Annotated in this window: 26 protein-coding genes; 24 read left to right on the forward strand and 2 right to left on the reverse strand. The window is 29.6% G+C overall.

All coding sequences use genetic code 11. From position 1 onward, the window contains the following. Positions 1–31 precede the first annotated feature (31 nt). Positions 32–313 carry a GIY-YIG nuclease family protein gene (locus DW911_RS02430; RefSeq protein WP_199589091.1) on the reverse strand — a complete coding sequence of 94 codons (282 nt, stop codon included), beginning with the start codon at positions 311–313 and terminating at the stop codon, positions 32–34. Then, a complete protein-coding gene (locus DW911_RS02435) occupies positions 276–788 on the reverse strand; it encodes a dUTP diphosphatase (protein WP_118607419.1) in 513 nt (170 codons plus the stop codon). The genes DW911_RS02430 and DW911_RS02435 overlap by 38 nt, the downstream gene beginning before the upstream one ends. A 185-nt stretch (positions 789–973) precedes the next feature. Between DW911_RS02435 and trhA the strand changes: the two genes are divergently transcribed. From trhA to tilS, 24 genes are all read left to right on the forward strand, one after another. Further along, positions 974–1648: a PAQR family membrane homeostasis protein TrhA gene (trhA, locus tag DW911_RS02440; protein ID WP_118432643.1), complete on the forward strand. Its 675-nt coding sequence runs from the start codon at positions 974–976 to the stop codon at positions 1646–1648. Positions 1649–1843: 195 nt separating this feature from the next. Then, positions 1844–4021: an anaerobic ribonucleoside-triphosphate reductase gene (nrdD, locus tag DW911_RS02445; RefSeq protein ID WP_118432644.1), complete on the forward strand. Its 2178-nt coding sequence runs from the start codon at positions 1844–1846 to the stop codon at positions 4019–4021. A 272-nt stretch (positions 4022–4293) separates the two neighbouring features. After that, positions 4294–5025 carry a hypothetical protein gene (locus DW911_RS02450; protein ID WP_118607420.1) on the forward strand — a complete coding sequence of 244 codons (732 nt, stop codon included), beginning with the start codon at positions 4294–4296 and terminating at the stop codon, positions 5023–5025. A gap of 147 nt (positions 5026–5172) precedes the next feature. After that, positions 5173–6309, forward strand: a complete 1137-nt coding sequence (locus DW911_RS02455) for an alanyl-tRNA editing protein (protein ID WP_118607421.1) — start codon at positions 5173–5175, stop codon at positions 6307–6309. Position 6310: 1 nt separating this feature from the next. Further along, on the forward strand, positions 6311–6847 hold the full coding sequence (gene nrdG / locus DW911_RS02460) for an anaerobic ribonucleoside-triphosphate reductase activating protein (protein ID WP_118432647.1): 537 nt from the start codon (positions 6311–6313) through the stop codon (positions 6845–6847). Positions 6848–6966: 119 nt separating this feature from the next. After that, on the forward strand, positions 6967–7578 hold the full coding sequence (locus DW911_RS02465) for a CDP-alcohol phosphatidyltransferase family protein (protein WP_118432648.1): 612 nt from the start codon (positions 6967–6969) through the stop codon (positions 7576–7578). Next, positions 7569–8450, forward strand: a complete 882-nt coding sequence (locus DW911_RS02470) for a phosphatidylserine decarboxylase (protein WP_118432649.1) — start codon at positions 7569–7571, stop codon at positions 8448–8450. Before DW911_RS02465 ends, DW911_RS02470 begins: the two co-directional genes overlap by 10 nt. Then, positions 8443–9210, forward strand: a complete 768-nt coding sequence (locus tag DW911_RS02475) for a ParA family protein (protein ID WP_118432672.1) — start codon at positions 8443–8445, stop codon at positions 9208–9210. The genes DW911_RS02470 and DW911_RS02475 overlap by 8 nt, the downstream gene beginning before the upstream one ends. After that, on the forward strand, positions 9203–10090 hold the full coding sequence (locus DW911_RS02480) for a ParB/RepB/Spo0J family partition protein (protein WP_118432650.1): 888 nt from the start codon (positions 9203–9205) through the stop codon (positions 10088–10090). The genes DW911_RS02475 and DW911_RS02480 overlap by 8 nt, the downstream gene beginning before the upstream one ends. A 95-nt stretch (positions 10091–10185) precedes the next feature. Beyond that, positions 10186–10572 carry a GntR family transcriptional regulator gene (locus DW911_RS02485; RefSeq protein ID WP_118607422.1) on the forward strand — a complete coding sequence of 129 codons (387 nt, stop codon included), beginning with the start codon at positions 10186–10188 and terminating at the stop codon, positions 10570–10572. Further along, entirely contained in the window at positions 10559–11395 is an 837-nt protein-coding gene (locus DW911_RS02490; RefSeq protein ID WP_118607423.1) for an ABC transporter ATP-binding protein, read from the forward strand. Before DW911_RS02485 ends, DW911_RS02490 begins: the two co-directional genes overlap by 14 nt. Before the next feature lies 1 nt (position 11396). Continuing rightward, positions 11397–12059, forward strand: coding sequence for an ABC-2 transporter permease (locus tag DW911_RS02495; protein ID WP_118432653.1), 663 nt, complete (start codon positions 11397–11399; stop codon positions 12057–12059). A gap of 107 nt (positions 12060–12166) precedes the next feature. Further along, positions 12167–14005 carry an acyltransferase family protein gene (locus tag DW911_RS02500; RefSeq protein ID WP_118432654.1) on the forward strand — a complete coding sequence of 613 codons (1839 nt, stop codon included), beginning with the start codon at positions 12167–12169 and terminating at the stop codon, positions 14003–14005. A gap of 108 nt (positions 14006–14113) precedes the next feature. Continuing rightward, the gene (locus DW911_RS02505; protein ID WP_118607424.1) at positions 14114–14683 is read left to right on the forward strand and encodes a DUF2232 domain-containing protein; all 570 of its coding nucleotides are present in this window, start codon (positions 14114–14116) and stop codon (positions 14681–14683) included. Positions 14684–14742: 59 nt separating this feature from the next. Next, on the forward strand, positions 14743–16704 hold the full coding sequence (locus DW911_RS02510) for a DHH family phosphoesterase (RefSeq protein WP_118607425.1): 1962 nt from the start codon (positions 14743–14745) through the stop codon (positions 16702–16704). Continuing rightward, on the forward strand, positions 16705–17151 hold the full coding sequence (gene rplI, locus DW911_RS02515) for a 50S ribosomal protein L9 (RefSeq protein WP_118432657.1): 447 nt from the start codon (positions 16705–16707) through the stop codon (positions 17149–17151). Between the two features lie 11 nt (positions 17152–17162). After that, positions 17163–18536, forward strand: coding sequence for a replicative DNA helicase (gene dnaB / locus DW911_RS02520; protein ID WP_369831768.1), 1374 nt, complete (start codon positions 17163–17165; stop codon positions 18534–18536). A 10-nt stretch (positions 18537–18546) separates the two neighbouring features. Next, positions 18547–19140, forward strand: coding sequence for a thymidine kinase (locus DW911_RS02525; protein ID WP_118607426.1), 594 nt, complete (start codon positions 18547–18549; stop codon positions 19138–19140). A 155-nt stretch (positions 19141–19295) separates the two neighbouring features. After that, entirely contained in the window at positions 19296–20072 is a 777-nt protein-coding gene (locus DW911_RS02530; RefSeq protein WP_118432660.1) for a YoaK family protein, read from the forward strand. Between the two features lie 83 nt (positions 20073–20155). Beyond that, positions 20156–21232, forward strand: coding sequence for a peptide chain release factor 1 (prfA, locus tag DW911_RS02535; protein WP_118432673.1), 1077 nt, complete (start codon positions 20156–20158; stop codon positions 21230–21232). Next, a complete protein-coding gene (prmC, locus tag DW911_RS02540; RefSeq protein WP_118432661.1) occupies positions 21232–22098 on the forward strand; it encodes a peptide chain release factor N(5)-glutamine methyltransferase in 867 nt (288 codons plus the stop codon). Before prfA ends, prmC begins: the two co-directional genes overlap by 1 nt. Then, complete coding sequence (locus DW911_RS02545) at positions 22091–22594, forward strand: GNAT family N-acetyltransferase (protein ID WP_233541845.1); 504 nt, start codon at positions 22091–22093, stop codon at positions 22592–22594. Before prmC ends, DW911_RS02545 begins: the two co-directional genes overlap by 8 nt. Before the next feature lie 387 nt (positions 22595–22981). Continuing rightward, positions 22982–25177 (forward strand): SpoIIE family protein phosphatase, encoded by a 2196-nt coding sequence (locus DW911_RS02550; RefSeq protein WP_158568185.1) that lies wholly within the window; start codon positions 22982–22984, stop codon positions 25175–25177. A 28-nt stretch (positions 25178–25205) separates the two neighbouring features. After that, positions 25206–26444: a tRNA lysidine(34) synthetase TilS gene (tilS, locus tag DW911_RS02555; RefSeq protein WP_199589100.1), complete on the forward strand. Its 1239-nt coding sequence runs from the start codon at positions 25206–25208 to the stop codon at positions 26442–26444. The last annotated feature ends 22 nt before the right edge of the window (positions 26445–26466 follow it).

The following is a 26466-nucleotide window of genomic DNA, read 5'->3' on the forward strand; positions in this document are numbered from 1 at the left end:
AAAAAGAGTAATGAACATAAATGCATGTTTATTACTCTTTTTTATTTTTGATAAGTGCTTCTTTTTCTTTACGAGTGAGTTGTTTAATTTGATACTCTCGTTTCATGGCTTCACTTTTAGAACTAAAGGTTTCATAGTATTCCAATTTAACAGGTCTTCTTGCTTTTGTGTATTTAGCACCTCGCCCCTCATTATGATCTTTAATTCTTTTTTCAAGATGATTTGTCCAACCGGTATAAAGGGTTTGATCATGACATCTTACAATATAAACATAATTATTTTGTTGTTGATCCAAAGCCACCATTTCTTTCATCAGTGACATCATCATCTTCAACAATACCGTATTCAAAGAAAATGCCTTGAACAATACCTTGACCTGCTTTTACAGTCACTGTTTTATCTTCATTACTATCATTCGTTAATTTAACAAATATATGTCCTTCATTATCACTATTGTAATAATCGCTATCAATAATACCAACAGTATTATTTAATTGAAGACGATACTTAAATCCCAATCCACTACGTGGATAAAGTCCTAGTATCCAAGAAGAATCAATATAAACACGAATACCTGTAGGTATTTTAATAGTTTCTCCTGGTTTTAATTCAATATCAATAGGTGTATAGAAATCATAACCTGCAGATCCTTTGGTAGCTCTTTTAGGTAATGAAATAGATTCATAAATATTTAAAATAGTATTTTCATCATATTGAGGAAATGAATCTTTAAAATCATTTAAGAATTGTTCTTTTGATACTTTATAAAATTTTGCTATTTTTTTCATTAGTTATACCTCTCTTTTTACATTCATTATAAAGAAAAGATATTTATAAAGGAATAGTAATTATAAAAATATTAAATATAGTATTAAAAACTATATTTAATAGAATAAAATAACTTATTTTGTGATAAATGTATTTACCTTTATGACATTATTGAGTATAATAACCGTAGTTGGAGGTGAAAACTATGAAAAGAACAAAATTAGCTGATCGTGTTTTACCTGAATATACTAAGGGAGAAGAAGTATTTAATATGGTCACACATATTGTAGGAGGGGCGCTAGGAATAGCAGCTTTGGTATTATGTATTGTTTTTTCGGTTAAACACCATAATGGTTATGGATTGTTTTCGGGGATTATATATGGGATTTCAATGATACTCCTTTATACTATGAGTAGTATTTATCATGGATTATCACCAAAATTAAAGGCAAAGAAAGTATTTCAAATTATGGATCATTGTTCTATCTTTGTTTTAATTGCTGGAACATATACACCTATTTTATTATGTTCTATTCGTCCAATTGATCCATTTTGGGGATGGTTATTATTTGCTGTAGTATGGATTGTAACAGCATTAGGGATTACTCTTAACGCTATAGATATTAAAAGATATAAGACTTTTTCCATGGTTTGTTATCTAGCGCTAGGATGGTGTATTATTTTTAAAATCAATCTTTTACCACCATCTATTGGTTATCAAGGAATTGTCTATTTAGTGGCAGGGGGACTTGCTTATACAATAGGAACCATCTTTTATGGCTTACAAAAAAAACATCGTTATATGCATTCTATTTGGCATTTATGGATTTTAGTAGGAACAGTATTACATTTTTTATGTATTATTTTATATGTAATTTAAGGGCTTGGAATCAAGCCTTTTTTCTTTTTTTAGAAAAAGAAAAAATATTAGATACAAAACAATGTTTTTAGGTTATAATGGAATGGATGCATAGACATATGCATTTATTGTTTTAAAAAATAATAAATGCATATGTCTTGCAAGTAGTAATGATTATTAATAATATAAAATTGAAATATATAGGGAGGAATTACAATGAAAATAATTAAACGTAATGGGACAGAAGTTCTCTTTGATGAAAGCAAAATCACAGCAGCAATTCAAAAAGCAAATAATGAAGTTGTAGAAACAGAAAGATTAACAGAAGAAGAAATTGATAATATTACAAATAATGTTAAATACCAATGTGGTAAAATGTTAAGAGCATTAAGTGTAGAAGAAATTCAAAACTTAGTAGAAGATGAAATTATGAAATTGAATGCTTTTACTGTAGCTAGAAAATACATTACATATCGTTATAAAAGAGCTTTAATTCGTAAATCTAATACAACAGATGAACAAATTTTAAGTTTAATTGAATGTGATAACGAAGAAGTAAAACAAGAAAATTCTAATAAAAATCCTACTGTTAATAGTGTACAAAGAGATTATATGGCTGGAGAAGTCAGTAAAGATATTACAAAACGTTTATTATTACCAGATGACATTGTTAAAGCACATGAAGAAGGAATTATTCATTTCCATGATTCTGACTATTTTGCTCAACATATGCATAACTGTTGTTTAGTTAACTTAGAAGATATGTTACAAAATGGAACAGTGATTAGTGAAACAATGATTGAAAGACCAAAAAGTTTTTCTACTGCTTGTAATATTGCTACACAAATTATTGCTCAAGTTGCAAGTTCACAATATGGAGGACAAAGTATTACTTTATCTCATTTAGCTCCTTTTGTTGACGTTTCACGTCAAAAATTAAGAAAAGAAGTTAAAAAAGAAATGGAAAGTACAGGTATTCATTTAAGTGAAGAAGAAATTAATAAAATTGCTGAATTACGTGTACGTGAAGAAATTAAAAGAGGTGTTCAAACAATTCAATATCAAGTTGTTACTTTAATGACAACAAATGGACAAGCACCATTCATTACTGTTTTCATGTATTTAAATGAAGTACCAGAAGGACAAACAAAAGAAGATTTAGCATTAATTATTGAAGAAACATTAAAACAAAGAATGATTGGAGTCAAAAATGAAAAAGGTGTCTATGTTACACCAGCTTTCCCTAAACTTATTTATGTTTTAGAAGAAGATAATATTGAACCAGGTAGTCGTTATTATGGTTTAACAGAATTAGCAGCAAGATGTACAGCTAAACGTATGGTACCAGATTATATTTCTGAAAAGATCATGAAAGAATTAAAAGTAGATGATAAAGGTGTAGGACATTGTTATCCATCTATGGGATGTCGTTCATTTTTAACACCTTACATAGACGAAAATGGAGATCCAAAATATTATGGAAGATTTAACCAAGGTGTTGTAACAATCAACTTAGTTGATGTTGCTTGTTCATCTAAGGGAGATGTAAAGAAATTCTGGCAAATCTTTGATGAGAGATTAGAGTTATGTTATCGTGCTTTAATGTGTCGTCATGAAAGATTAATGGGAACTCCTAGTGATGTTGCTCCTATCTTATGGCAATATGGGGCATTAGCTCGTCTTAAAAAAGGAGAAACAATTGATAAATTATTATTTGATGGTTATTCAACAATTTCTCTTGGATATGCTGGATTATGCGAATGTGTTCAATATATGACAGGAAAATCGCATACTGATCCTGAAGCAACACCATTTGCTTTAAAAGTAATGCAACATTTAAATGATAAATGTACAGAATGGAAAGCTAAAGAAAATATTGATTTTAGTTTATATGGAACACCAATTGAATCAACTACTTATAAATTTGCAAAATGTTTACAAAAACGTTTTGGAAAAATCAAAGGTGTAACTGATAAAAACTATATTACAAATAGTTATCATGTTCATGTTACTGAAGAAATTGATGCATTTACAAAATTAACATTTGAATCACAATTCCAAAAATTATCACCAGGTGGTGCTATTTCGTATGTAGAAGTACCTAATATGCAAGATAATATTGAAGCTGTTTTAGCTGTTATGAAACATATTTATGAAAATATTATGTATGCTGAATTAAATACAAAGAGTGATTATTGTATGGTTTGTGGTTATGACGGAGAAATTCAAATCAGAACTGATGAAGATGGAAAATTGATTTGGGTATGTCCAAACTGTGGTAATAAAGACCAAGATAAAATGTCTGTAGCAAGACGTACTTGTGGTTATATTGGAACTCAATTCTGGAACCAAGGTAGAACACAAGAGATCAAAGAACGTGTATTACACTTATAATTTAGGAAATTTTTGAAAAATGAACATTGGTTAAGGGAACAAGAATTAATTCTTGTTCCTTTTTTGTAAAACAAAATTTAATTTCCAAATACAAAAAAGAAAAATAATAAAAATTATATTTTAATTTAAGACTTATGAAAGTAGAGATAGGGAAACTATCTATTTTATTTACATAAATTATGGTAAAATGTGTATATAAATACCCCGCTCAAAGAACGGGGTTTTATGTTCGATATTTAAAAAAATAATTTTGAAAGATGAGGAATAGAATTGTGAGTATTAAAAATAAAGATATTAAAGATGAAGTAGTAGATGAAACTGCTAACGAGACATCGAAAAAAGAGAAGAAACATAGTAATAAGAAAACCGTTTTGATGATTCTTGGAATAGTTGTTATTGCTTGTTTGGCAATTATCCTTATTAGAGGAGGATGGAATCCATTTAAAAGTAAAACTGTTGAAAAAGAGGCTATTAAACAATATGAAGAATCAGCTACAGTTGCTAATGATTTATGGACTACTTTAAACCCTGAAGATGCTGAATTAGATGAAAATAGTTCTTATTACAGGGAACTACAAGCAGAATTTGGACCAAATGGAAAATTTCCTTATGGTTTCCAAATTCTTGAAGATAATGGTAAAGAAGGGAAAAAAGGCGTTTTAAAATCAATGATTACAGCAAGTAGCGAATATGACAGTGCTTATGGATTTGATTACACTGTTTATTACATGATAAATGACGATTATGCAAATGAAAAATATAATCAATTAAAACATGGAGATACTGGTGTTAATGATTTTAGAAAAGAATATTCATTTTCTAATGGAAAAATTACAATCGCAAGAAGCGGTGAATTGGATTTGGTCCTTTTTTACATTAAAGTAGGAACAGTAGTTTATCAAATGGATGGTCGATGTTCAACGTATACAGTTGATAAAGTCCAAGCGTTGTTTAATAAACTTAATATCCAATATACACCTATAGAAGTAAAAGATATGCAATAAAATGAGAGATACTTGAATTTTAATATGTTTGTCATTAAAATGTAATGGTGAAGAATTTATTTAAAAAATAGATAATTTGTCTTTAATGAAAATGGAATATAAAAAAGAGATTTTATCTCTTTTTTTATATAGAATGGATGGGATAAAATGACAAAGAAATTATATGATGAAAATGCTTATCAAAGTGAATTTACAGCTGAAGTAGTCAGTTGTAATCCATGTCAAAAGGGATACGATGTATTACTGGATCAAACTTTGTTTTTTCCTGAAGAAGGAGGACAAACATGTGATCGAGGAACATTAAATGATATAGAAGTAAAAGATGTTCAAATTATCGATCAAGAAATACATCACTACGTTGAAAAACCACTAACTGGAAAAGTAAAGGGTAAGATAGATTTTGCTTATCGTTATTCAAATATGCAAAATCATAGTGGTGAACATATTATATCTGGGATAGTAAAATCATTATTTGGTTATGATAATAATGGTTTTCATTTAAGTGACCATGAAATTACAACAGATTATAATGGTTATCTTAGTCATGAACAATTAGCTACTGTTGAACAAATGGCAAATCAAGTTATTTTGGAAAATCATACTATTCATTGCTTTTATCCTGATTGTCCTGGTGATTATGATTATCGTAGTAAAAAAGAAATTAATGAAGCGATTCGTCTTGTTGAAATCGAAGGAATTGATTGTTGTGCCTGTTGTGCGCCCCATGTTCATTCAACAAGTGAAATTGGTATCATTAAAATACTTAAAGTAATCAAAAATAAAAAAGGTATAAGAATTTATTTTGTTTGTGGTCATCGTGCATACCAAGATTATCTTCTTAAACATGATCAGGCTATGTACATTTCTAAGCAACTTTCATTACCACCTTTACAATTAACAACAGGAATTGAACGTATTATTCAAGAAAATAACCAATTAAAACAAGAAATATCATCATTAAAAAAGCAAATGATTGATAATCAAATTCAATTACTTTATCATAAAACTACTCATATTGTTTTTATTGATGAACTAGACCGTTCATTACAACAATATTATTTAAATCAATTAAGTATATATAGCGATAAATTAGCTGCTGTATTTGTAGGAAGTCAAGATCAATATCGTTTTATGATGTTAGGTGAGATGGCTCATACGACTTTACAACTATTAAAAGTCTCTTTTGAAGTAAAAGGTGGCGGGAAAGATATTGTTCAAGGGCAAATTATTGGTCAAGAAAAACTTATTAAAGAATGTATTGAACAAAGTGAAAGAGGGAAATAGGATGAACTATGCAACAATAAAAAAATGTGATATTGCAAATGGTACAGGAGTCAGGGTTTCTTTATTTGTCTCTGGATGTCGGCATCATTGTTTAGGATGTTTTAATGAAGAAGCATGGGATTTTCATTATGGACAAGTATTTAATGAAGATACGATTCAAGAAATTATGGATGCTTTAAAACCAAGTCATGTTGAAGGATTGACTTTACTTGGCGGAGAACCTATGGATTTAGATAACCAAGAAGGAATTTTACCATTATTACAAAGAGTAAAAAATGAACTACCAGACAAGGATATTTGGGTATATAGTGGTTATATTTTAGATGATTTATTACCTGGCGGTAGAGCTCATAGAGAGATTACAGATGAAATCTTAAGTTATGTTGATGTTTTGGTTGATGGACCATTTGTACAAGATTTAAAAGATATTTCATTAAGATTTAGAGGATCTTCTAATCAAAGATTAATTGATTTAAAAGAAACATTGAAACAAAAAGAAGTGATTTTATATCAAGGAAAAGATTTTTACAGGAAATAATCGATGATTATTTCCTTGTTTTATAGAATGAGGAGAAAAAGTAAAATAGTGAAATAATCTATATAATTTAATATATTTATGATATAATGTGTGCGTTATATAAAAAAGGGAGAAAAAATATGATTGGTTTTTATAGTTATACTGTAATCCTTACATATTTGTCATTGGTTTTTGCCATGGCTGGAATCCATTTATCATTTAACGGATATTACCAATGGGCTTTTATTTGTTTAATTATGTGTGGTATCTGTGATACTTTTGATGGAATGGTAGCACGTAGTAAAAAGAATCGTACAGAAGAAGAAAAAAAATTTGGTATTCAAATTGATTCATTATGTGATTTAGTTGCCTTTGGGGTATTTCCAGCAATATTAGGATATAATGTAGGATTATCTTCAGTGGGATGGTTAGCTATTGAAATATTTTATGTATTAGCTGCTGTCATCCGTTTAGCCTATTTTAATGTTACTGAAGAAACAAGACAACAACAAACAACAGAGAAAAGAAAATACTATCAGGGATTACCTGTTACATCATCATCTTTCATTTTGCCATTAGCATTCGCATTTCGTTATGTGATTTTTGGCCTTGATTATTTATATGGGACTTTAATGTTAATTACTGGTTTATTATTCATTATTGATTTTAAAGTACCAAAAGTTCAAGCTAAAGGTATTGCTGCATTAGGCGTACTTGTAGTTGTAGAATTAATCCAAATCGTATGGTTTTAGTTAAAGATCGTCAAGGGAATTTAGTTCAACAAGGAAAGAAACAAGATAACTTATTAAAGATATTATATGGCACATCGCTTGGAAGATGTGCCTTAAAGTTCTTGATTTGTAAGCCAGTAAGTGATTTGGCTGGTTTATATATGTCAAGTTGTATATCAACTGTCCATATTGATTCGTTTATTAAAAATAATCACATTGATATGAGTCAATATGTTGATAAGAAATATAAAAGTTATAATGATTTCTTTACAAGAAGAATTAAACCTGGACAAAGACCCTTTGAACAAGATGATGAAATATTAATGGCGCCAGCCGATAGTAAAGTATCTTATTATCAAATAAGAAAAGATAGTTGTTTTACAATTAAAGATACACCTTATTCTTTAAGTGATTTATTACAGGATGAAAAATTAGCTAAAGAATATGAAAATGGGATATGTCTTGTTTTTCGTTTAGCAGTAGATGATTATCATCGATATAGTTATGTTGATGATGGAGTTATTAAAGCAAGAAAGCATATTAAAGGCGTATTTCATACTGTCAATCCAATCGCTAATGATTATTATCCAATTTATAAAACAAATAGTAGAGAATATAGCATTATTGAATCAAAGAATTTTGGTGAAATGATTCAAATGGAAGTAGGAGCAATGATGGTAGGAAAGATTGTTAATTATCATCATCACTTAGCAACCAAAGGTCATGAAAAAGGATATTTCAAATTCGGTGGTTCAACTGTTGTTTTAATATTTAAAGAAAATCAAGTTATGATTGATCAAGACATCATTGATCGTTCAAAAGACATGATTGAAACAAAAGTGCGTTTAGGAGAGAGTATAGGACATAAGATGGGAGTGCATGAAAATGTCTAGAGTAATCGCAATAACAAATCAAAAAGGTGGCGTAGGAAAAACAACAACAAGTGTTAACTTAGCTGCTGCCCTAGCAAAGAAAAAATTAAAAGTATTATTAATCGATATGGATCCTCAAGCTAATGCTTCACAAGGTATTGGTATTGATCGTGATCATATTGAATTATCAACATATCATGTTTTAACTGAAGAAAGAGATTTAAGCGAAGTGATTATTCCTTCATATATTAAAGGGCTAGATGTTGCTCCGGCTGATATTGATTTAGCAGGTGCTGATTTAGAATTGGCTAATGTAAAACGTGGTAGAGAAAAAAGATTAAAGAAAGCTTTGGATAACATTAAGGATAGTTATGATTTTGTCATTATTGATTGTCCACCAGCTTTAGGATTATTAAATACGAATGCTTTAACAGCATGTGATTCAGTGCTAATTCCAGTTCAATGCGAATATTATGCTTTGGAAGGATTAACACAATTATTAAATACAATTTTATTAACACAAGGAACATTTAATCGTAAATTAACAATTGAGGGCGTATTACTTACTATGCTTGATCAAAGAACAAATTTAGGATTAGAAGTTTCTCAAGAAGTACGTAAATACTTTAAAGAAAAAGTTTATAAAACAGTGATTCCTCGTAATGTTAAATTATCAGAAGCACCAAGTTCAGGTGTATCAATCTTTGATTATGATAATAATTCTGAGGGAGCTAAAGCTTATCGTGCCCTAGCAAAGGAAGTGATTAGTAGAAATGTCTAATACAAAGAAAACGGTTAAGAATAAAAAATTAAATAAAGGATTAGATGCTATTTTTGGTGGCGATATTACCAGTATTATTGATGATATTGAAAAAAACGCTCCAGAATCAAGTCAAGAAAAGATATCTTTAGAACAAATTAGACCTAATCCATATCAACCACGTAAACTATTTAATGAAGAAGCATTAAATGAATTAGCTGTTTCTATTAAAGAACATGGTATTTTTCAACCAGTTATCTTAAAAAAATCAATTCATGGCTATGAAATTGTAGCTGGTGAAAGACGTTGTCGTGCAGCTAAAATTGCTGGATTAGAAGAAGTTCCTGCCATCATTGTAGATTTTACAGATGATCAAATGATGGAAATTGCCTTGCTAGAAAATATTCAAAGAGAAGATTTAAATGCTATTGAAGAAGCCCAAGCTTATCAAACAATGATGGATCGCTTTGAAATAACGCAAGCAGAATTAGCAAAACGTATTGGTAAATCAAGAACATATATCACAAATACTTTACGTTTATTAAATCTACCTGAAAAGATTCAAGAATATGTTTTACAGGGAATGCTAACAATGGGTCATGCTCGTGCGCTGATTACTTTAGATAAAGATAAAGCTTTAAGCATCGCTAAAAGAGCAATTGATGAAAAACTTACAGTAAGAGAAGTAGAAAACATTGTTAAAGGAATAGAATTACAAAAAGCACGTAAAGAAAAAACTAAGGTAGAAAAACCTAAAGAATATGAATATGTAGAAGGATTATTACGTAAGAAATATCGTACACGCATTAAAGTAGATGATAAATCCATTACAATTAAATATACAGACACTGATGATTTAAATCGTTTATTAGAATTAATGGGTGTTATTGAAGAAAGTTAAAGCCAGATTAAATCTGGTTTTTTTTATATTTAAAAAGATAATTGACAAACTGTTATATACTGTTATATACTGTTTGTGGATGGAGGAGAAAAACTATGCGCATTATTATCAATAACTCATCTATGGTTCCAATCTACGAACAAATAGTAGATCAAATAAAAAAACTAATTAGTCAAAATGAATTAAAGGCAAATGATGCTTTACCTTCAGTTAGAGCACTTTCAAAAGAACTAAAGATTAGTGCTTTAACAGTTAAAAAAGCATACGATTTTTTAGAAGAAGAAGGACTAACAAAAACGATTCATGGCAAAGGAACATTTGTTTTAGATACAAACAAAGAAATAATCTTAGAAGAAGTGAAGAAAGAAATTGAAAATTTATTAGAAAAAGCAATTGAAAAAGCACATCATGCAGGTGTTGGAGATGATGAACTTCATGATATCTTTGATTTATTGATGGAGGAAAAAAATGATAGAAATTGATGGTATAAAAAAGACATATAAGGATTTTACATTAGATTGTTCATTAGCGATACAACCAGGCACGATTACTGGCTTATTAGGACAAAATGGAGCAGGGAAAACTACTTTATTTAAAGCTATCATGGATTTGATTCATGTAGAAAAAGGAAAAATATTGATATTTGGAAAAGATCATCAAGAATTAGACAAGAATCAAGTAGGTTTTGTTTTATCAAATACATGTATATGTGAATATTTAAAGTTAAGGGAATTAATTCAAATGCTTAATGCAGTTTATGATCATTTCCATTTAGATCACTTTATTGAACAATGCAAAGCACATCATTTACCTTTTGATAAAAAGATTAATGAATTTTCAACCGGGATGAAAGCTAAATTAAATATCTTAATTGCTTTAAGTCACGAAGCTAAATTATTATTGTTAGATGAACCTACTGCAGGGTTAGATGTTGTCGCTAGAGAAGAAATTTTAGATTTAATCAGGACGTTTATGGAAGAAGATGAAGAGAGATGTGTACTTATAAGCTCACATATTTCTTCTGACTTGGAAAGCTTATGTGATGATATTTATATGATCGATCAAGGACATATTATTTTACATGAAACAAATGATTGTTTATTAGATGAATATGGATTATTAAAAGTCACTAAAGAACAATATCAAGATTTAGATTTAGAATATATTTTGAAAACAAAAGAAGAAAATTACGGATATGCTTGTCTTAGCAATCATAAACAGTTCTACAAAGAGAATTATCCGGATATCGTTATTGAAAAAAATACATTAGATATTCTATTTTCAATGATGTTAGGGGGACATTAAAATGAAAGGGTTATTTATTAAAGATTATTCTTATATTAAACAAAGTAAATTTTTATTTCTTTTCTTAATTATATTTGGTTTAGGTTTTTCATTTATATACGATTATCATACTTTTGTATATGGATATTTTAGTGTATTTCCTAGCATTATGTTAATGAGCACTATCAATTATGATGATTATAATCATGGTTTTACCTCATTACTCTCTTTACCTATTAGTAAAAAGGAATATATTAAACAAAAGTATTGTTTAGGTTTAATTCTAGGATTATTGTTTTTAGCTATTGCCTTTATCATTTCATGTTTATCATATTATAGAAGTTTACATTCTTTCCAATTTTTAAATAGTGATTTATTTTGTGGTTGTATTATGTCATTGATGTTTGCTTATTTTATTATTGCATTAGCTACACCTGTTGCTATCTATTTTGGATCACAAAAAGGACAACTAGCAATGATGGTTATTTTTGGCGGAATCTTTGTTATGGGATTTATCATCTATTTCATCTTTAATTTATTGGGAATAGATTTAAAGGCATGGATTGATACGATAGCAAGCAGTTCAATTCCGTTTATTACTTTAGGAATTGTTGTGATAACAGCTATTTTAAACTTTATTTCTTATCAAATCAGTATCAAGATATTTAATAAAAAAGAATATTAAGCAGATACCTTGGGTGAAAACCTAAGGTATTTTTTATAAGTATTATCATGTGATTATTTTGTTAATTTTGTTATAATATAGATGTTATTTGAGGATGAGGTAAAATTATGGAAAAGAAATATATTAAAGGATTAGATGGACTTAGGGCCCTTGCAGTAATTATGGTTATAGGATATCATTTAAAACTACCTTTTTTTAAGGGTGGTGTTTTAGGGGTTACTGTCTTTTTTGTCATTTCTGGCTTCTTGATTACTCGTCTATTACTACAGGAATTACATGAAAATAATAAAATAGATTTAAAAAGATTTTGGGTCAAGCGTATAAGACGAATTTGGCCGGCAATGTTGTTTATGGTATCAGTTGTGATTATTGTTACAGCGATATTTAATCGCCCACTTTTTACAAAAGCAAGTAAAGATTTTGTTTCGGTTATTTTTGGTTTTAATAACTGGTATCAAATATTTAATAATATGTCGTATTTTGATCAAGGAGGAGCAGCCTCACCATTACTTCATTGTTGGTCTTTGGCGATAGAAACACAATTTTATTTAATTTTCCCATTGGTAATTGTTTTATTTAGTAAATTAAATGAACCGGATGCCAAAAAGAAAAAACACTTAATGCTGGTAACATTACTGTTGATTATTGTATCATCGTTATTGATGTTTATTTTATTTGATCCAACAGGGGATCCAACTCGTATTTATTATGGGCTAGATACGAGAGCATTCTCACTATTGGTAGGGGCAATGCTTGCGATGATCCACTTTTATTATCCACGTCTTAGATTGAGTTACCAATTTAGTACAATCATCAGTATTGCTTCATTGTTAGGTATCTTTATTATGGTAGCCCAAGTAGCAGGTTATGAAGCTTTCCTATATAAAGGTGGGTATTTACTTGCTTCTGTTTTAACAGCCTTTGTTATTGCGGGAATATTAAAACAAAAAGGATGGCTTACTTATATTTTTTCATTACCAATATTAGAATGGATTGGAAAACTATCATATAGTATCTATTTATGGCATTATCCACTTATTATTTTATTAACAGGTGGTAAAAAAGCATCTGTAGGAATGATGATTTTAGAAGTTGTTCTTACTTTTGTAATGGCTAGTTTTTCTTATTACATTATTGAAACACCAATTCGTTACCATTTATTTTCAAAGGTATTACAAGCAATGAAAGAACATACTGTATTTGCATCGAATAAGACAAAAAAACAATTTTCAATCGCATGCCTTGTTGTTTCTCTATTTGTTGTGAGTATTGTTTCAGTACGTTTTGTACCTAAAGAAAGTATGTCAGAACGTATGAGTATAGAAGCAAAAGTCAAAGAAAAAAAGAAAAAAGTTGTTCAACCAAAAACAGAAGTAACAAATCAAGAAACAGATGAAGAGATATTAAATAGATTAAATATCTTTATGGTAGGAGATTCAGTATCTTTGGGAGCTCAATCTGCTTTACAGAATGTATTTCCTAATGGTCGTTTTGATTGCAAGGAATCTCGTCAATGTCAACAAGGGGTAGAGATGATACAAAATGAAATTAATCAGAATCATTGGCAAGGAGATGCTATTATTTTTGCTTTAGGAACGAATGGACCTATTAGCGATGAACTAGATCAATTACAAAAACTAATTAAAAGCAATCAACATTTATTTATTTTAACTTTACATGATCCTTATGTTGATTGGATTGACGCTAATAATCAAAAAATAAAAGCAATATGTAAAAAATATAAAAATATTCATTTGGTTGATTGGGATAGTTACTGTACAGGACATAATGAATGGTTATATAGTGATGAAACACATATTAAACCAGATGGAGCAAATGAATATGCTAACTGTGTTAAACAAAGTGTATTAGAAGTTTATAAAAAACAACAAAAAAGTGATAAGCAAAATAAAAAAACGCAACAGGTTAAAGAAAAACAAAAATAACGATTTATGAAAGGCAATAGCCTTTCATTTTTAATATCCAAAAAAGGGAAATATAAATTAACTATACAAAAATAAATGAAAGTTGTATGATGAAAACTAGGTGATGATATGAATAGAAAAAAAACAGATATGATGGTCAAAGGAGCGATGGTAGCGTCCTTGTTTGGTGCGTTGGGCGTTGTTAATGTTTATACAGGAACGATGTTTGATATTATTTTTTCGTATGTCATGGTAGTCTTTATTGTTTGGTATACAGTGAAATACGATTATCGTTACGCATTGTTAGTGACATTGTGTACGGGTGTCATTTTATTTTTAGTAGGAGATTTATATTTTACATTTTATTCTACTTTAACTTTATTATTGGGTATATTTTATGGTTATGGTTTAATAAAGCATAAGAGTGATCGTTATATTGACTGGGGTCTACGTTTATTATCTGCCATTAAAAATGGAATTGTGTTTATCTTGCTTGGGGGATTACTGGGCTTAAATGCTTATCAAGATTGTATAGAAATCTATCAAGATATTTTACATTTTATTCCTTTTGTTAAAAATGTGATTTCACCACATGTTGCCTTTGTATTATTAGGGATGGCATTAATATGGAGTGAAAGCTATATTATAAGGTGGTATTCTGACTTTTTTATGGTGAGAATTGCAAAAATAAAGAGTTGAAACAATGAATTATACGAAGATATCATGTATAATAATGAATAATAGAGGAGGAGTTATTAATGGTAAAAAAATTAATCCAGTTACGAAAGATACTCATATCACTATTATTACTGGAATTTATTTTTTCATTATTAGGTTATCTGTTTTTTAAATCAGAAGTTTCTTTTTTCTTGGCTGTTTATGTATTTATCAAGAACACGATTTGTATTCTTGTCATTTTATACGCTTCTTCTGTTATTAATGATGCAAATTATAGTGTCCAAGAAGCTTTAAATAAAGAAACAAAAAATGCCCTTATATTTGGTGGGGTTGGTTTAGTTAAATATGATGAAAATCGTAATATTGTATGGATGAGTGATCTTTTACATGAATTAGGTATTCGTCAAATAGGACATAAATTATTAGAATGGCAACCTTTATTAGCTTCTTTATTTGATGATGATGATGTAAAGGTGATTGACATTGAATCGCGTAAATATGAGGCTTATAACAGTAAAACATCAAGACTGATATTCTTAAAAGATGTGACTGATTATGAAACAGTAGCTAAAGAATATGAAGATCAACAATTATGTGTTGCTTACTTAACAATAGATAATTATGATGAATCTATTGAATATGCTGATGAACAAAAAGCAGCCTCTATCCAATCAACGACAAGACAAATTATTTTAGATTGGGCTGTCGCTAATGGAATTATTTTAAAAAGGTATAAAAGCGATGGTTATATTGCTATCTTTAATGAAAGAATCTATCGTAAACAAATTGAAGATCATTTTAGAATATTAGATGATTTTAAAAACAAAATAGAAGAATTAGGTGAAGTCATGGCTTTATCTATTGGAATTGGTCGAGGATCAACTGTACTTCGTGAATTAGAAGAAATGGCAATCAGTGCCATTTCCATGGCTTACTCTCGTGGTGGTGATCAAGTTATTGTTAAATCTAACAATGAAGATATTCGTTACTTTGGAGGTAATAGCGAAAGTAATGAAAAAATCAATCGTATTCGTGCCCGTGTTATTGCACAATCATTATCAGCTTTAATTAAACAAGCAGACAATATTATGATTATGGGACATAAACAATCAGACTTTGATTCTTTTGGAGCCAGTATAGCGATGCTTGCTATATCAAGAGCTTATGAAAAGAAAGCTCAAATTGTGATTGACTTAGATTCTATTGAAGAAAAAACTAAACAGATTGCGACTGAATTAAAAAGTGATAAGCGTTATAATGATGTGTTTGTTTCACCAGCAAGAGTAAATGAGTATGTTCAACCGGGAACATTACTTATCAGTGTTGATAATCATAAACCAAGTCTAGCTATATCGGAAGCTTTACTAGATATGGTAGAAAATAAAGTCGTTATTGATCATCATCGTCGAGGTGAAGAGTTTATTGATTTACCATTATTGACATATTTGGAACCGGCGGCTTCTTCAGCAGTGGAGTTAATTGTTGAATTATTCAATTATTTAAGAGAAGATATTACGGTAACTGAAAGAGAAGCAACGATTATGTACGCTGGTATGTTAATTGATACGAATTATTTCAGAACTCGTGTTGGGTCAAGAACATTTTTAGCAGCAGCCTCATTAAGAGATATGCAAGCCAATGTAGCAAGAGCTTATGAATTTTTACAAGATGACTATAAAACAACGATTGAAAAGCTCTCTATTAGTGAAAACTGTTATCAATTTGGTAATGATATTCTTATTGCTTATGGTAAAGAAGATGAATTTTATAGTCGAACATTACTTGCTAAAGCAGGTAATGAATTGATGAATATTGCAGGAATTAAAGCAGTGTTTATTGTTGGTAGAGTAAGTAAAGAAACTATTGCCATTTCGGCTAGAAGTAGAAAAGAAATAAATGTTCAAATAATTATGGAACAACTTGGTGGTGGAGGTCATTTTTCAATGGCTGCTTGTCAAATCAAGGAAGATAATTTAAAGAATGTTTTAAATAGTTTAGAAGAAGCAATTAATCAGTATTTAGATGAAAGGAAGTTGGATTAAATGAAAGTTATTTTATTAGAAGATGTAAGAAAAGTAGGAAAAAAAGGAGAAACTGTTAAAGTATCTGATGGTTATGGACAAAACTATTTAATTAAAAATGGTTTAGCTGTTATGGAAACAGCAGGTTCTAAAAAGATTGCTGAAGCGCAAAGAGAAGAAAAAAGATTACAAGATTTAGCTGATAAAGCCAAAGCAGAAGAATTAAAAGAAGAAATTGAAAAATTAACTTTAGAATTTTATTTAAAATCAGGAAAAGATGGAAAAACATTTGGTAGTATTTCTACTAAACACATTGTTGAAGAATTAAGAGAAAAATATGGTATTCGTGTTGATAAAAGAAAATTTATTGATGCTAGACCAGTAGGGGCGCTTGGTTATACAAATATGAAAGTAGAATTATATAAAGGAGTTGTCGCTACAATTAAAATTCACTTACAAGAAAAATAGGAGGTGGTTTGATGCCTAGAGAATTTCCTCATGACATTGAAGCAGAAAGATCATTATTAGGTTCAATGATTATTTCAAAAGAGAAATGTATTGATATTTTAAATAAAGCGATTGAATCTGATTTTTACGAAGAAGGACATCGTTTAATCTTTCATGCTATGAGTGAATTAAATACTCAAAATGTACCCATCGATGTGACAACCATCACTTCTTATTTATTAGATCATAATCAATTAGATAAAATGGGAGGAGTCGAATATTTACTCCAATTAGTTGATTCGGTACCAACGGTAGAACATAGTGATTTTTATTTAAAAATATTACATGATAAGGCTATATTAAGAAAAATCATTCGAGAAACAACTAAAATAGCTGAAGAAGCTTATGGCGATATAACGAATATTGATGATTTTATTGATGAAAGTGAAAAAACAGTTTTATCTATTACAAGAGATCGTAGTGCCGGAGAATTTGTTGATATCAAAAGAGTTATTAAAAATGTAACCGATCGTTTAAATTTACTTCAACAACATGATGGACATATTTCTGGTGTTAAAACAAACTTTGTCGATTTAGATAGAATTACATCAGGATTTCAAAAGGGTGATTTAATTATCTTAGCAGCTCGACCTGCGATGGGAAAAACAGCATTTGCGCTTAATATTGCCCATAATGTAGCCTATAAATCAGAAGAACCAGTGGCCATTTTCTCGTTAGAAATGCCTGCTGAACAGTTAGTACAAAGAATTATTTGTTCAATGGGAAGTATTGAAGGTTCAAAAATGCGTACCGGTGAAATTTTAAAGACAGATGCTAATAAATACTATGCAGCAGCAGAACATGTCAGCAAGTGTAATTTATACATTGATGATACACCAGGTATTAAGATTAATGAAATTATTGCTAAGAGTAGGAAGTTAAAACAGGAACATGGATTAAAATTAATTGTTATTGATTATCTACAATTAATTACCGGATCTTCACAAAATAGAGAATCAAGACAACAAGAAGTATCTGATATTTCTCGTCAACTTAAAATGTTAGCCAGAGAATTAGAAGTACCTGTCATTTCACTTTCTCAGTTATCACGTTCAGTAGAACAACGTCCTAATAAACGTCCAATGATGTCGGATTTACGTGAATCTGGAGCTATCGAACAGGATGCAGATATTGTTTCTTTCATTTATCGTGAGGGATATTACAAAGATCCTGCAGAACAAGGACAAGAAGATAATGGTTTAACGGAGATTATTATTGCTAAACATAGAAATGGGGCAACCGGTGAAGTTAATTTATCTTTCCAAAAGAACTTTAGTCGTTTTTCAAATTTAACAGATATTAACGCACCAGAGAGTGGTCCGGGTATTAAAGATATTAGAAGCTAGAGGTGAAACAATGTATCATCAATATCAAAAAGGATGGTTAGAAGTGATATGTGGATGTATGTTTGCTGGTAAAACGGAAGAACTCATTCGTCGTCTACATGTATTAAGTTATGCTAAACAAAAAATGGTTGTTTTTAAACCTAAAATAGATGATCGTTATTCAGATCATGAAATCGTCTCTCATTCAGGAATGAAAATTCCTTGTTATGTGGTTGAACAAGCTAAAGAAATTTTACCAATGATTGAAGAAGATATAGAAGTTGTTGCTATTGATGAAGCTCAGTTCTATGATCGTTCAATAGTAGATATTTGTGATTATTTAGCGGATAAAGGCATTAGAGTCATGGTATCGGGACTAGACACAGACTTTAGGGGTGAAGCTTTTCCGGTCATGGCAGAGTTGTTAACTCATGCAGAGTTCGTTACCAAGTTAACAGCAGTCTGTGCCAAATGTGGAGCTCCGGCAACACGTACTCAAAGAATTATTGATGGGGAACCGGCTTCATTTGATGATCCTGTTATTCTCGTTGGAGCTAATGATTACTATGAACCACGTTGTCGTCATTGTCACGAAGTGACGCATAAACCTAAAAAAGAAGCATAAGTTCACAATAAATTAACAAAACTATATTATGATACAAGTGAAGTTAGTAGTAAACCTCCCTTAAGAACATAAATGAAAAAGGCACAAGTTTAACTTGTGTCTTTTATCATATTGAAACAAAATATGAATGAGACTATAATAATGACGGTGATTTTATGGAAAAGGAAAATGAAGTAGAAAAATTAGAGGATGAACTTGAGGAAGTTGAAGAAGAACTTGAAGAGGAAGAGGAAAGTTATCTTGAGTGTGAAAGATGGCATTGTTTCTTACTATTAATTACAGTAGGTGGATTTTTTGGAGCTTATACTTTTGCTCAAAAAGGGGGTATCTTCTGCAATGCCCAAACAGCCAACATTGTTTTATTTGGGATGGCATTAGGAAGAATGGATTGGTCTCAGGCACTTTATTTAATTATTCCTATTAGTGCTTACTTTATAGGAACAATGTTTTCAGAATATACAGCATTAAAAATAAAGAAATATCGTAAATTAAGATGGGATACGCTTTTAGTGGGTATTGAAATTATCACAGTTGTCATATTAGGACTTTTACCAAGTAGTGTACCTGATCAAGTATTCCAAGTAACAATTAACTTTATTTGTGCAATGCAGTTTAATACTTTTAGACAGGCAGAACATATTCCAATGGCTACAACTTTTGTTACAAATCATATTAGACAAACAGGAAGTTTTTTTGTTCGTTGGTTAAGAAAAAGAAGTGAAAAGAAATATTTATTTAGATCGATGAGACATCTATGTATGATTTTATGTTTTATTGCTGGAGCGATAGTCTCTACAATTTTATGTCATTACTTTAAAGATCAGGCTATCTTTGGGGCACTTGTTTTCTTATTCATCTTACAAGGTGATTTACTATACGCTGATTTAGTCAAAGAAAAAGAAATGTTGGATAAAGTTCCAAGTGGGCATTAATGCCCATTTTTTCTTGTTTAAATCATGTATTTCATGTATTATTAATGTGCTATGAGTATAAAAATATAATGGAGGTAAAAGCTATGAATGAAAGTATGTTAGATAGATTGAAATCAATGGAAAATAGATTTGAAGAATTAGGACACATGTTGATGGATCCTGATATTGGTAGTGATATTAAAAAAATGACTGAAGTAACGAAAGAACAAGCCTCTTTACAAGCTGCCTATGATTTATTTCAAGAATATAAAAAAGTAGAACAAGGAATCAGTGAAGCTAAAGAATTAGCTAAAGAAAATGATCCTGAAATCAAAGAAATGGCAAAAATGGAATTAGAAGAATTAGAAACAAGAATGCCAGAAATTATTTCTAAATTAGAAGTAGAGTTAATTCCAAAAGATCCAAATGATAATAAAAACGTAATTATGGAAATTCGTGGTGCTGCTGGTGGAGATGAAGGAAATATCTTTGCTGGTGATTTATACCGTATGTATGTCAAATACTGTGAAAGCCAAGGATGGAAAATTGATGTTTTAGAAGCAGACGAAGCTGAAGCCGGTGGATATTCACTTATTTCATTTAATGTTATTGGTGATGATGTTTATGGTAAATTAAAATACGAATCAGGTTCACACCGTGTTCAACGTGTGCCAAAGACGGAAACTCAAGGTCGTGTCCATACTTCTACAGCAACAGTTCTTGTTATGCCAGAAATGGAAGAAGTTGATGTTCAAATTAATAAAAATGATTTAAGAATTGATACTTATCGTGCAAGTGGTGCCGGAGGACAACATATCAATAAAACTGATTCAGCAGTCCGTATTACCCATTTACCAACCGGTATTGTTGCTGCCAGCCAAGATGGTCGTAGTCAACATGACAACAAAGATAAAGCAATGAAAACATTAATTGCCCGTGTTTATGATTATTATCAATCTCAACAAACAGAAGCTATTGATAGTGAAAGAAAAAGTAAAGTAGGTACTGGGGATCGTGCTGAAAAGATTAGAACTTATAACTATCCTCAAAACAGAGTGACTGATCATCGTATCGGTCTTACTATTCAACAATTAGATCGTATTATGGATGGTAAATTAGATGATATTATTACTGCATTAATTAATGAAGATCAAAGACTTAAATTAGAAGGACAAAAATAATGAAAACAGTAAAACAACTTATTAAAGAAGCTGAAAGTCATTTAGATGATGAACATAAAGATGTCAATGTAGCTAAAGTATTATTTTATCATTTAGCTAAAAAAGAGCCTCATGAACTTTATTTAATGATGGATGAAGAAGTTGATCCTGAATTGGAAAAACAATTTCTTGCGGGAATGGAAGAATATTATAATGGAAAACCAATTCAGTATATTAAAGGATATGAAACATTTTTTGGCAGAGATTTTGATGTCAATGAAGATGTTCTTATTCCTCGTTATGAAACAGAAGAATTAGTAGAAAATATTTTATATCGTATAGATGATTACTTTAGTGATTATCAAGATATTCATTTATGTGATGTGGGAACTGGAAGTGGGGCTATTGCGATTACTTTGGCTCTGGAAGAACCTCGTTTAAAAGTGATTGCTACTGATATTTCTGATGATGCTTTAACAGTGGCTAAGCATAATGCTAAAAAGTTAGGAGCAAATATTGAATTTAGAAGTGGAGATATGTTAGAACCTTTATTAAAAACAAATGAAAAGGTAGATATCTTTGTTTCTAATCCACCTTATATTCCTAATGATCAAGAAATAGAAGCAATGGTTAAAGACAATGAACCTCATGTTGCTTTATTTGGAGGAAATGATGGTTTATATTTCTATCGTAAAATATTTAATGAAGTAAAACCATTACTTAATGATCGTGCATTATTAGCTTTTGAAATGGGATTTGATCAAAGAGAATTAATGGAAGAAGCAATTCATCAATTCTTTGGCGATGTTCCTTTTGAAATAATTAAGGATATTAATGGTAAAGACCGTATGTTATTTATTTACCATCATTTAAAAGATCATGATTAATACAGATAGATTAATTATTGAACCATTAAGTTATGATGATGCCAAGAGATTTAGTGAATACCGTGATAAAAAAGAAGTTGCAAAATATCAATCATGGCATCGCTATTCTTATAATCAAGCAAAAAAAAGAATTAATCAATGTTTAAAATACCCACTTACTAATAAAGTAGGAAACTATCAATTAGGTATCTATACCAAATATGATCATTATTTAATTGGTGATTTATATATAGAAGTTGATGGCTATACAACCTTTTCATTAGGTTATACATTAGATAGCCATTATTGGCATTATGGATATGGTAGTGAAGCAGTAAAAGCAATTTTAAATTATATGTATGAAACATATCAGTTTAAAAGGTGTTTATGTCGTGTTTATCAAGATAATAGGCGTTCTATTCATTTATTAGAAAAACTAGGGTTTAAACGTATTAGTCAATCAAAATTCTTTCAAGATGCACTTTATGCTAAGGATTTAAATGATAATATAAAATAATGTCATTATATGGATGGTAAGCAATGATTAAAAGCAACAGATACATGTCATGTGTATTTGTTGTTTTTTGTTAGAGAGCGAATTATCAAAGATGGTATGATTCTCATTAATATATAAGTCGTAAAGTGATTATGGAGTTGTTGCGAAATAATAGTAAATAATTAAACTTAGTTGGAGACAAAAAATATGATTTTATGATATAAAGTAGTAAATAACTCACTGTTTTTTTAAAAACCAGTGAGTTGTATTCTATACAATTCACTAAATTTAAAAAAAACAGTGAATAATTAGTTGTTGGTTAAAGAAATCTTCAAGATTTTATCATTACTCTTTTTAATGACAAATTATGCATTTTCACCCCTATATAATATAGCCGAGGTGGGGAAAATGGAGTTTATTATATCAAAACGTAAGAAACAAACAACCAATATGATGATGCCCGTCAGTTTGTTTTTAGTAACGTTAGGCTTATCATTAATTCTGATCGATCATACATCAGTATGTTTTGTTTTACCGATTCTACTCGTTGCTTTAAGTAGTGGGTATTTATATGTTTTTATCTATTTAGTGGCTTTAGCGATGACTTTGTTATTTGTAGAAAATAGTATGATGACGCAATACATATCATTAACAGGACTTATTGTTTTTTATTTGTTGAGTTATTTTCATTTCTTTAAAACAAAGTATATGCCACTTGTTTTAACTGCGATTACAGCTATTTTTTTATATGTTTTTCATTACACTTGGATTCAAATAGGGGTGATTTCATCAGTGACACTCATGAATAGTTATTTATACTTACAACTGGTACCAATTATCATGCATAATAAAGCAGATGTTTATACACCTGATCGACTGATGATTATCAGTATTATCGTTTTAACGATGATGACGAGTCTGATGCCTTTAAATGTAGCGTATATGATGATCCTGATTCGTTTTTATTTATTGATCACTATTTATTATCTAACAATTCAAACAATTGTACCAGCTATCTTTTATGTTTCTATTCTATTAATCTTGATGTCTTTACAAATGCAAAATGATGTCTTGGCTTTAATTTTGCCATTAAGTTTTTATTTATTATATCAACCTAAAAATAAATATATTTTTACAGGTTATTATTTATTAAGTCATATTATTCTTCCTTTTTTTATTACTTATCAGTATCAATATTATACGTTAATTATTGTTATTTCAGCGGGGTTGTTTGTGTTAACACCCCAATTTAAAAATAGAAAGATCATAGTATCTGATGATTATCATGATATGACAAAACAAAATCGTTTAATGAGTAAGGCTGATTCATTTGCAGCACTATTTCAGCAGCTCACAGACGTTTTCATGGATAACACCAAAAATTCTTATTTATCACAATATATAGGTTATGTTTATGAGGATGTTTGTAGTCATTGTTCATCTTGTGAATATTGTTTTTATTCTAAAGATGGTGTGAGTCGTTTAGGTAAATTATTATCTAAAGGAATGAAAGAGGAATTTAAACAAGAGGATTTAGATTATATTCAAAAGTATTGTGTTGATCCCATCAATTATCAAGAAACTATTAAAAGATATCGTCGTAGTTATGAAAATATGATGAAAGTTGAAAATGCCAATAGACATATGAGGAAAGATTTATTTAAAGAATTTTCGATGATAAGTCATGTCTTTTCAGATTTTTCAAAAACAATCCAAAGACTTCCTCAACAATTAGAAAAGAGTCTTATTGAACATCTAAAGGCTTATCAATTTGATATTGTTTATTTAAAAAAACATCAAATTGATCAATCGACCTATACTTTAGAAATAGGTTTAAGAGATGTTAAAAAGAGTGTTATTGAAGAAGAACTCATTCCTATATTAGAAAACTTTTTAAATCATTCTTTAGAAGTTCTTTCTATTTATGATCATCCTCATTATCTAGGTTATACTTCTATTGTATTAAAGCATCAATTATTATTTCATATTCAATATGGTTACCAACAATTTTCATTAGATCAAAATGATTGTGGAGATAGTTACTGTTCATTCCATCATGACCAACATTTCTATATGGTTTTATCTGATGGGATGGGACAAGGTTTACAAGCGGCTAAAGAAAGTCGTTTAGCTTTAGAAATCTTTACAAAGCTCATTAAAAACGGAATTGAATTGAAAGATACTTTAAGATCATTAAATAGTTTATTAAAAATAAAAAATCAAGGAGATATGTATACGACTCTTGATTTATGTGATTTTGATTTAGTTTCTGCTAAATTGAAAATGATTAAATATGGTGCTTTTGAAAGTTATGTCATGAGAGACCATAAAATAGAAACCATCAAAGCCTGTTCATTACCTATGGGAATGGCTTCTAAACTAAAAATGATGTCCTATGAAATGAAATTATGTCCTCATGATATCATTATCTTAGTCAGTGATGGGGTTGGCAATGAATTTATTGATATACTTGAAAGAAATAAAGAGGAGATTGCTTTGTTACATCCAAGTGAAGCAGCAACACTCTTAATGTCTGAAGTTTTAACCTTACATCATTTAGATGATATGAGTATTATTGTTTTAAAGGTTGAAAAAAATAATTAGTTTCTTTTATAATAATTGTGGTGATACTATGAATGAAGCATTATTAGATAAAAAATTAAAATATATTGTAGGGGTATCGGGAGGAAATGACTCGATGGCCCTTTTAAATATGTTAAACGAGAAAGGCTACTTGATCTATGTTTGTCATGTTAATTATCATATTCGCCATGATAGTAATGAAGATCAAGTATTGGTAGAAAAGTATTGTAAAAGCCACCAAATCCCTTATTTTATAAAAGAAGTTGATTTACATGATTATCACGAAGATAATTTAGAAATGAAGGCGCGTCTTATACGTTATGATTTCTATCGTGAAATAGGAAAACTACATCATATTCATCATGTCATTTTAGCTCATCACTTAGGCGATATTTTAGAAACAATGATCATGCAATTACAGCGAGGAAATGTAAAAGGATACCTAGGAATTCAAGAAAAAACAGTGATTCAAGATATGGTTATTGTACGTCCTTTATTAAATACAACCAAACAAGAACTAAGAGATTACTGTGCATTACAACACGTAGACTATCACGAGGATTATACTAATCATGATGATCATTATCGTCGTAATGCAATTAGATTGCATGTTTTACCGACTTATAGTCAACAACAAATCAGTTTGTTGTTGAAACAAATGAAAGAACATAACCAAAGAATTGATGAACAAAATAAACAATTACAACCATTATTTGATCAATATGATCAAAAGCATTATTTATCATTAAAGGATATTCAAGAAGAACAATTGCCATTAGTGATTTATTATATGTTAAAAAAAGTCATTTACCCGCCACTCATTAGTGATGCTTTAATTCAAGAAATAATCAAACAAATTCAATCTTGTAAACCAAATATTCAAATGCAGTTACCAGTTAATTTTCTGTTCATAAAAGAATACGATAATATCTATACTTCAAATAATATGAACACGAGGGAATATTGTATAAAGTATGAACATCTTGTTTATGATAGACATGAGGCATTTTATTTAGCTAAAGAGGGTCATTTAAATGAAGGTGTTTATTTAAGTGAAAAGGATTTTCCTATTGTCATAAGAAGTTTTCTACCAGGAGATAAAATTAAAACAAGTGGTGGTACTAAAAAAGTATCTCGATTATTTATCGACGCGAAGATTCCAAGTCACCAAAGAAAAACATGGCCGATTGTTGTAAACAATCATCAAGAAGTTGTTTTAATTCCTAATCTAGCTAAAAATATCAAGTATTTAACTACAAAACCCAATATATTTGTGGTAAAATTATAAACATCTTGGTGAGGTGAAATGC

Source organism: Erysipelatoclostridium sp. AM42-17 (assembly GCF_003480255.1).
Taxonomy (GTDB): Bacteria; Bacillota_I; Bacilli_A; order Erysipelotrichales; family Coprobacillaceae; genus Faecalibacillus.

Coding starts and splice junctions, on each gene's coding strand:
- DW911_RS02550 (WP_158568185.1), top strand. CDS start 22,982: ATGGAGTTTATTATATCAAAACGTAAGAAACAAACAACCAATATGATG.
- prmC (WP_118432661.1), top strand. CDS start 21,232: ATGAAAACAGTAAAACAACTTATTAAAGAAGCTGAAAGTCATTTAGAT.
- DW911_RS02525 (WP_118607426.1), top strand. CDS start 18,547: ATGTATCATCAATATCAAAAAGGATGGTTAGAAGTGATATGTGGATGT.
- DW911_RS02465 (WP_118432648.1), top strand. CDS start 6,967: ATGATTGGTTTTTATAGTTATACTGTAATCCTTACATATTTGTCATTG.
- DW911_RS02490 (WP_118607423.1), top strand. CDS start 10,559: ATGATAGAAATTGATGGTATAAAAAAGACATATAAGGATTTTACATTA.
- nrdD (WP_118432644.1), top strand. CDS start 1,844: ATGAAAATAATTAAACGTAATGGGACAGAAGTTCTCTTTGATGAAAGC.
- tilS (WP_199589100.1), top strand. CDS start 25,206: ATGAATGAAGCATTATTAGATAAAAAATTAAAATATATTGTAGGGGTA.
- DW911_RS02545 (WP_233541845.1), top strand. CDS start 22,091: ATGATTAATACAGATAGATTAATTATTGAACCATTAAGTTATGATGAT.
- nrdG (WP_118432647.1), top strand. CDS start 6,311: ATGAACTATGCAACAATAAAAAAATGTGATATTGCAAATGGTACAGGA.
- DW911_RS02430 (WP_199589091.1), bottom strand. CDS start 313: ATGAAAGAAATGGTGGCTTTGGATCAACAACAAAATAATTATGTTTAT.
- DW911_RS02455 (WP_118607421.1), top strand. CDS start 5,173: ATGACAAAGAAATTATATGATGAAAATGCTTATCAAAGTGAATTTACA.
- dnaB (WP_369831768.1), top strand. CDS start 17,163: ATGCCTAGAGAATTTCCTCATGACATTGAAGCAGAAAGATCATTATTA.
- trhA (WP_118432643.1), top strand. CDS start 974: ATGAAAAGAACAAAATTAGCTGATCGTGTTTTACCTGAATATACTAAG.
- DW911_RS02435 (WP_118607419.1), bottom strand. CDS start 788: ATGAAAAAAATAGCAAAATTTTATAAAGTATCAAAAGAACAATTCTTA.
- DW911_RS02500 (WP_118432654.1), top strand. CDS start 12,167: ATGGAAAAGAAATATATTAAAGGATTAGATGGACTTAGGGCCCTTGCA.
- DW911_RS02480 (WP_118432650.1), top strand. CDS start 9,203: ATGTCTAATACAAAGAAAACGGTTAAGAATAAAAAATTAAATAAAGGA.
- DW911_RS02530 (WP_118432660.1), top strand. CDS start 19,296: ATGGAAAAGGAAAATGAAGTAGAAAAATTAGAGGATGAACTTGAGGAA.
- DW911_RS02485 (WP_118607422.1), top strand. CDS start 10,186: ATGCGCATTATTATCAATAACTCATCTATGGTTCCAATCTACGAACAA.
- DW911_RS02475 (WP_118432672.1), top strand. CDS start 8,443: ATGTCTAGAGTAATCGCAATAACAAATCAAAAAGGTGGCGTAGGAAAA.
- DW911_RS02470 (WP_118432649.1), top strand. CDS start 7,569: ATGGTTTTAGTTAAAGATCGTCAAGGGAATTTAGTTCAACAAGGAAAG.
- DW911_RS02495 (WP_118432653.1), top strand. CDS start 11,397: ATGAAAGGGTTATTTATTAAAGATTATTCTTATATTAAACAAAGTAAA.
- prfA (WP_118432673.1), top strand. CDS start 20,156: ATGAATGAAAGTATGTTAGATAGATTGAAATCAATGGAAAATAGATTT.
- DW911_RS02505 (WP_118607424.1), top strand. CDS start 14,114: ATGAATAGAAAAAAAACAGATATGATGGTCAAAGGAGCGATGGTAGCG.
- rplI (WP_118432657.1), top strand. CDS start 16,705: ATGAAAGTTATTTTATTAGAAGATGTAAGAAAAGTAGGAAAAAAAGGA.
- DW911_RS02510 (WP_118607425.1), top strand. CDS start 14,743: ATGGTAAAAAAATTAATCCAGTTACGAAAGATACTCATATCACTATTA.